7 protein-coding genes are annotated in these 6,352 nt (G+C 57.4%); 5 read left to right on the top strand and 2 right to left on the bottom strand.

The window, feature by feature from the left end:
• The coding region (gene yjiA, locus UTO39_RS22165) for a GTPase (protein WP_320728112.1) at window positions 1-763 on the top strand (763 nt) is incomplete at its 5' end.
• Window positions 764-817: 54 nt separating this feature from the next.
• Here the strand turns inward: yjiA and UTO39_RS22160 are convergent.
• Window positions 818-2,176 (bottom strand): esterase-like activity of phytase family protein, encoded by a 1,359-nt coding sequence (locus UTO39_RS22160; protein ID WP_061099348.1) that lies wholly within the window; start codon window positions 2,174-2,176, stop codon window positions 818-820.
• Window positions 2,177-2,586: 410 nt separating this feature from the next.
• Between UTO39_RS22160 and UTO39_RS22155 the strand changes: the two genes are divergently transcribed.
• Window positions 2,587-3,132 carry a YfaZ family outer membrane protein gene (locus tag UTO39_RS22155; RefSeq protein ID WP_061099349.1) on the top strand — a complete coding sequence of 182 codons (546 nt, stop codon included), beginning with the start codon at window positions 2,587-2,589 and terminating at the stop codon, window positions 3,130-3,132.
• The gene (locus UTO39_RS22150) at window positions 3,132-3,452 is read left to right on the top strand and encodes a hypothetical protein (RefSeq protein ID WP_320728111.1); all 321 of its coding nucleotides are present in this window, start codon (window positions 3,132-3,134) and stop codon (window positions 3,450-3,452) included. The genes UTO39_RS22155 and UTO39_RS22150 overlap by 1 nt, the downstream gene beginning before the upstream one ends.
• Before the next feature lie 45 nt (window positions 3,453-3,497).
• Here the strand turns inward: UTO39_RS22150 and UTO39_RS22145 are convergent, their stop codons facing one another.
• Window positions 3,498-4,868, bottom strand: coding sequence for an NAD-dependent succinate-semialdehyde dehydrogenase (locus UTO39_RS22145; protein WP_061099350.1), 1,371 nt, complete (start codon window positions 4,866-4,868; stop codon window positions 3,498-3,500).
• A 151-nt stretch (window positions 4,869-5,019) separates the two neighbouring features.
• On the opposite strand from UTO39_RS22145, the gene UTO39_RS22140 reads away from it, so the two are divergent.
• The gene (locus UTO39_RS22140) at window positions 5,020-5,763 is read left to right on the top strand and encodes an AraC family transcriptional regulator (RefSeq protein WP_320728110.1); all 744 of its coding nucleotides are present in this window, start codon (window positions 5,020-5,022) and stop codon (window positions 5,761-5,763) included.
• A gap of 47 nt (window positions 5,764-5,810) precedes the next feature.
• A partial coding sequence (locus UTO39_RS22135) for a LysE family translocator (RefSeq protein ID WP_320728109.1) occupies window positions 5,811-6,352 on the top strand: 542 nt, incomplete at its 3' end.

Below are 6,352 nucleotides of genomic sequence, written 5' to 3'. Positions count from 1 at the left end.
CATCTGCTGCACCCGCTCTAACGAATTAGAAGACGCCCTGCTGGACCTGCTCGACAGCCGCGATCGTGAGGACATACACTTCGACCGCCTGGTGATCGAGTGCACCGGCATGGCCGACCCCGGCCCGATTATTCAGACCTTTTTCTCTCATGAGATCCTCTGCCAGCGCTACCTGCTGGACGGGGTGATTGCCCTCGTGGACGCGGTCCACGCCGACGAGCAGATGAACCAGTTCACCATCGCCCAGTCTCAGGTAGGCTACGCCGACCGCATTCTGCTGACCAAAACCGACGTGGCGGGCGAAAGCGAAAAACTGCGCGAGCGCCTGACGCGCATCAACTCACGCGCGCCGATTTATACGGTGACGCATGGCGATATCGACCTGGCCCAGCTGTTTAACACCAACGGCTTTATGCTGGAGGAGAACGTCACCGCGAAACCGCGCTTCCACTTTATATCCGACAAGCAAAACGACGTGGCGTCGATTGTGGTGGAGCTGGACTATCCGGTGGACATCGGCGAGGTCTCCCGCGTGATGGAAAACCTGCTGCTGTCGTTTGCCGACAAGCTGCTGCGCTACAAAGGAATGCTGTGGATCGACGGCGAGCCAAACCGCCTGCTGTTCCAGGGCGTGCAGCGCCTGTACAGCGCCGACTGGGATCGCCCGTGGGGGGATGAAGCGCCGCACAGCGTGATGGTGTTTATCGGTATCCAGCTGCCGGAAGAAGAAATCCGGGCGGCGTTTGCGGGTCTACAGAAATAACCGCCTTGCTTCCCCTCTCCCCTTTGGGGAGAGGGTGAGGGGTAAGCCCTGGTATTATTTCAACGCCTCCGGCAGCGTCACAATCCACAGCTCGCTGTCCGATTCCGGCTTCTTCAGCGGCTTCACGCTGAGCGTGGTTTCCACCGGTTTATCATCCAGCGTCAGCTTGCCTTCCGCGTTCACCCGATAATCCTTGAGCTTTTTGCCCTCGACCGGGTGCTGCATCGCCACCTTCACGCCAAAGTCGTTATCGTTCGCCACCGCAAGCGTTTTGCCGTCGATCAGCGCCAGCCCTTCGGCCTTCTCCTGCTTCCAGCCCAGCGCGCGCAGATCGACAACCTGCGTTTTTGCAGCAAGGGTAATGCCGCGCTGCGCCAGGGTTTTCTCATCATCAAACTCCGGGTACTCGCCCGGCTTGTCGAAGGCGGTCAGGTCGCTCGCCTTGCTGAGATCCACCTTGTAGATAAGGTTACGCATCGCGTCATTTTTATCCTCACCCTGCTCAATCAGCAGGATGTGCTGGTCATCCAGCGCCACGATGTCGCCGATTTTAGCGTCGCTGTTTTTGCTGTAGGCCGCGCTGTCGATGGGATAGCCGTACATCGCGGTTTTCCCGGTCGCCGGGTCGAAGCTGACCAGACGCGTAAACAGCGCCTGCTTTTTGCTCTTGCCGTCGATATCCAGCGTGCTTTGCACGGCGGCGATAATACGCCCGTCCGGCATCCGGGTCAGGCCTTCAAAGCCCCGGTTCGGCTGGCGCCACTTGATAACGTTTGGCAGACCGCCCGCGATGGATTTTTCCCCTTCTGCCGCCTGCGGCCCGTGGATCGCCAGAATTTTCCCTTTGCTGTCGACGTTAATCAGGAACGGGCCATACTCGTCGCACAGCCAGAAGCCGCCCTTGCCGTCCGGGGTGATGCCTTCCGTGTCCAGCCCGCGGTTGTCACCCTTCAGAATTTTAAGGGTATCGCTGAACGCTACCTCATTGGTGGATCCAATCACGCCGCTTTGCAGCGGCAGGCCGTTAATCTCGCCTTTATCATCATGCAGCGGACGGGCGTCGACAGCCTCAGCTTTGCCGTTCTGGACGCGGATGGTCATCAGCAGCGGCGCGAAATCCGGCGTGACAAAAATTTTGGCTTCGTTTTTGCCCATTTTGGGCGCATCGGCGTTGGGACCGCGATCGGTCACGGTCGCGAAGGTCAGGGCATCGCCCTGCTTGCCCGTAAACAGCAGGCCGGAGCCAATCCCTACCGGGAGTCCATTTGGAAACGCGTCGGCAAACGCGCCGCTGTATTTCACGTGTGAGCCGTCAGGGAAGCTGACAACATAGCGCTCAGCCGTGGGCTGCGCCGCCAGGCCAGAGAAAGAGAGCGTACAGCCGATAAGCACAGGAATGATTTTTCTTTTCATATTGTTAGCATCCAGAAAGTGAAGCCCACAACGTAATGAACAAACGTGTCAGAAAAATGACATGGAAAGGAAGCGTGGCCGGGCATTTGAGCGAATAATGACCATAAAAATGTAAAAATTTGTTTTTTTATGTGATTTTAGAAATGGAATTGGAAATTATTAGAAGCCCAATTAATTCATCTCAAACCACTATCCCTGGCTCGTTCAGATTTCGTTTAGTCAAAAAATTAAACTGTTCCTCAACGCCTGAAATATGCGCGTTGACACACCGACAACCCAACCTCAGCGTTACAAATAAAGATAAAAAAATTAACAAACCCAGCATGAAAAGTCGATTTGCATCACATTTGCAGTCATAAACATCGCTTGTTAAGGTGCCCCCAGATTAATTTGATGATGAGGCACGAATCATGAAAAAACTGAACATTCTTCTTCTTTCTGCACTGACCGCCATCTCGGGTTCCGCACTGGCAATGGGCGGCAGCATTGAGCAGGGTAAAAACTTTACTAACCTCAACCTGGAAATGGGCAAATCCTCCTCCGGTGTTTATCTCGAAAGCAACTGGCTGAAAAACACCGACGACGGTACCCAGACCGGTGGCGTGGGCGCAGGTTACAATCTGGAAGTGGGCCCGGTGATGCTGAATGCGGGCGCAAAGGCCATCTACATCGGCCCGAAAAAAGGCGATAACGGCGTGGCCTTCCCGATTGGCGGCGGCGTAAACGTTGCGCTGACCGACAGCATCCACGTCTATGGCGAAGGCTATGTGGCACCTGAAGGCCTGAACAACAGCGTGAAAAACTACGTTGAAGCTAACGGCGGCGTAAGCTGGACCCCAATCAAACCGGTTACGCTGAAAGTGGGCTACCGCCACGTGAGCGTTGACGGCAAAGATGGTCGTCCAAACCACACCCTGATTGACGGCGCATATGTAGGCGGTGGAGTAACCTTCTAATGAAACGCCGCATTACCGCACTTTGCGTTCTGAGCCTCACGCTGATGCTCACCGGCTGCGTCCAGTACAAATGGGTAAAACCGGGCGTGACCGACGCTGAGATGAATAAAAAGCTCACGGAATGCGAAGCGCAAGCCCTGATCGATCTGCCTCCGGATAACGTAGTGACCGGTTCGAGCTCGGAAAAAACGGACAAAAAGAACAAGAAAAAGGATATTTCCACGAGCTACACGGTTGAAGACGCGAATGAATATCGCCGGGATACGTTAGTCGACAGCTGCATGTTCAAAAGCGGCTGGGACAAGATCGAAGTCCAGTAATCAACTGAAAAAAAACCTGCCAACCGGCAGGTTTTTTATGACCGCTTACTTACGCACCACCACCAGCTTCTGGTTCACAAACTCTTTGATCCCCAGATCCGACAGCTCGCGTCCGTAGCCGGAGCGCTTCACGCCGCCGAACGGCAGCTCTGCTGCGGTATCGGTGAGCCAGTTGATGTACACCATCCCGGTCTCGATCCGCGACGCCATTTTCTTCGCGCGCTCGATGTCCTGGCTGAACACCGCCCCGCCCAGGCCGTAGTGGGAGTCGTTCGCCAGCGCGACCGCCTCGTCGTCGTTTTTCACCACGTACATCTGCGCCACCGGGCCGAAGAACTCTTCGAAGTACGCCGGGTTGTCGCGGGAGATATTCGTCAGGATCGTCGGTTCGAAGAAGCTACCGTCGCGCTGCACCGGCTTGCCGCCATAGTGCAGCGTGGCGCCGTTTTTCACCGCCTCGTTAACCTGTTTGGTCAGCGTTTCCAGCGCATCTTTGGAAGAGAGCGGCCCCAGCGTGGTGCTTTCGTCCAGCGGATCGCCAATCTTCACCTGCTTAAACGCCTCGGTAAATTTGGTCAGGAAGGCATCGGCAATCTTTTCATGCAGGATAAAGCGCTTCGCCGCGGTACAGACCTGCCCGGCGTTGTTGAGTCGCGCATTCACGCCAATCTTAACGGCCTTCTCAAGGTCCGCGTCATCCAGCACCACGAAGACGTCATTACCGCCCAGCTCCAGGGTCGATTTCTTGATGTGCTTCGCCGCCTGCGCGGCCACCACGCTGCCTGCCTTTTCGGAGCCGGTTAGCGCTGCGCCCTGCACGCGATCGTCTGCGATGATATTCGCTACCTGTTCAGACGAGATAAACAGGTTCGTCCACGCCCCTTCCGGCGCGCCCGCCTCGCGCACCAGATGCGCAAAGGTCTCGGCGCAGTGCGGCACGATGCTGGCATGCTTGGCGATAACGGGGTTACCCGCCGCCAGGTTTGGCGCCAGGACGCGCATCAGCTGGTAGTACGGGAAGTTCCACGGCTCAACGGCCATCAGCACGCCGATGGGGTGATGCTCCACCCAGGCTTCACCGAGCTCAGAGTCGTACTTCACCGGGGCCAGAAACTGCTTCGCGTTGTCGGCGTAGTAGCGGGCGATCTGCGCGCACAGCTTCACCTCGCCGCGGCTCTGTTCGATGAGCTTACCCATCTCCTGGCTGGCGATTTTCGCCAGGTCCTCCACGCGCTCGTCGATCAGGTCGGCGAGCTTATGCAGCACCGGCAGGCGCTGGCTGATGTCGCCTTTCGCCCATTGCGAATGGTAAAGCGCATCGGCCGCCTTGAGCGCCGCTTCGATATCCGCGTCGGTATGTGAGGGGTATTCTTTGATGAGCTGGTTAGTGGCAGGATTTACTGTCTGATAAGCCATATCGAATCTCCATGTTTTACCGCTTAGGGTATTAAGGGTAGTCAACATGACTGGCTGTGGACGTAAAGTTGGGTATATCCGGAAGGTTCTGAGTTAAGCAGTGCCGGAGAGTTCGCTGACGTGGTATAAAAAACCTCCAGAAGGAGTTTCCATGACCGATACCCGACACGTTCGTCAGACCTTTCACCGCGCCTCAGGCCTTGAGCTGCGCAGCACCTGGCAGAGCACGCGGGCGTACAAACGCCACTGTCATCCCCAGCTCTCCATCGGCGCAATTGTGGAGGGCCAAACCTGCTGCGTCTGTCATGACAGAGAGTACATCCTTAACCCCGGTGACCTCATCGTGATCCCCGCTATTGCGCCGCACAGCTGCAACCCCGTCGACGGGCAACCGCGCAGCTACCATATGCTCTATATCGACACCGATCTTCCTCTGGCGCTACAGGTAATTCGTAACCCTGGCCTGTTTGCCCATTACCTGGACGTTGTCCAGACCATGTCTCCGGCATCCGTGGAGACGCTGCTTTCTGCCCTTCCCCGCTGCGCGGATAACGCCGATGCGCTTCGCTCAACCAGCCAGCAGGTTCAGGAGGCATTTCTTTCCGATCTCACCAGCCCGCCTTCCCTCGACGAACTTGCCCAACGGTTCTCGCTGCGCAAGGAGACGCTAATTCGCACCTTCAGGCAGGACACCGGCCTGACGCCGGGCAGCTTCCTCAACGTCTCCCGCGTGGAGTACGCCAAAGCGCGGCTGCGCGCCGGGGATGCTATCGCCGACGTCGGCTACCAGAGCGGCTTTGCCGACCAGAGCCATTTTCATAAGACCTTCGTCAGCTATACCGCCGCCACGCCGCGCCAGTACGCCACGGGCCGATCAATATCAGACAATAAATAGGTTCTGCAACGCCGTACTCTGACCTCAGATTGTTAACTGAGGTCGCTATGGAACTGTTCTTCCCTTCCGCTTTTCTCGCCCTGGCGCTGGCGCATTTTGTTGCCCTGCTCAGCCCGGGCCCGGATTTTTTCCTGCTTGTGGGCTACGCGGCGCGCTATCGGCTGCGCGGCAGCGCCGGGCTGTGCGTCGGCATCGCCGCGGGTAACGCGCTCTATATTGTTCTGGTGATTATCGGATGGAGCGCGCTGCGCCAGTTTACGTGGCTGTTTACGCTGATCGAACTTTGCGGGGCGCTGTACCTGCTGTGGATCGGCTCGCATCTGGTGCGCAGCCGGCCTCAGGCGCTGGCGCTTGCAGAAACCCGACAGCGGTGCCCTTCTCTGATGAAGCAGATCCTGCTGGGGCTCGGTTCGGCGCTGCTTAATCCGAAGAACGCTCTGTTCTATCTGGCGCTGATGACGGCGCTGCTGGGGCCGGACGTCACGCTGCTCCAGCAGGCGACCTGCGGCGTCTGGATGGTGATGGTAGTGCTGGCGTGGGATCTGGCGCTGGTAACGCTGATGGGGCTATCGGCGGTTCAACAGAAGCT

This window comes from Enterobacter sp. 118C5 (genome assembly GCF_034107645.1).
GTDB lineage: Bacteria > Pseudomonadota > Gammaproteobacteria > Enterobacterales > Enterobacteriaceae > Enterobacter > Enterobacter nematophilus.
The sequence above is the reverse complement of the archived record's forward strand: the minus strand, read 5'-3'. Positions and strand labels throughout refer to the sequence as shown.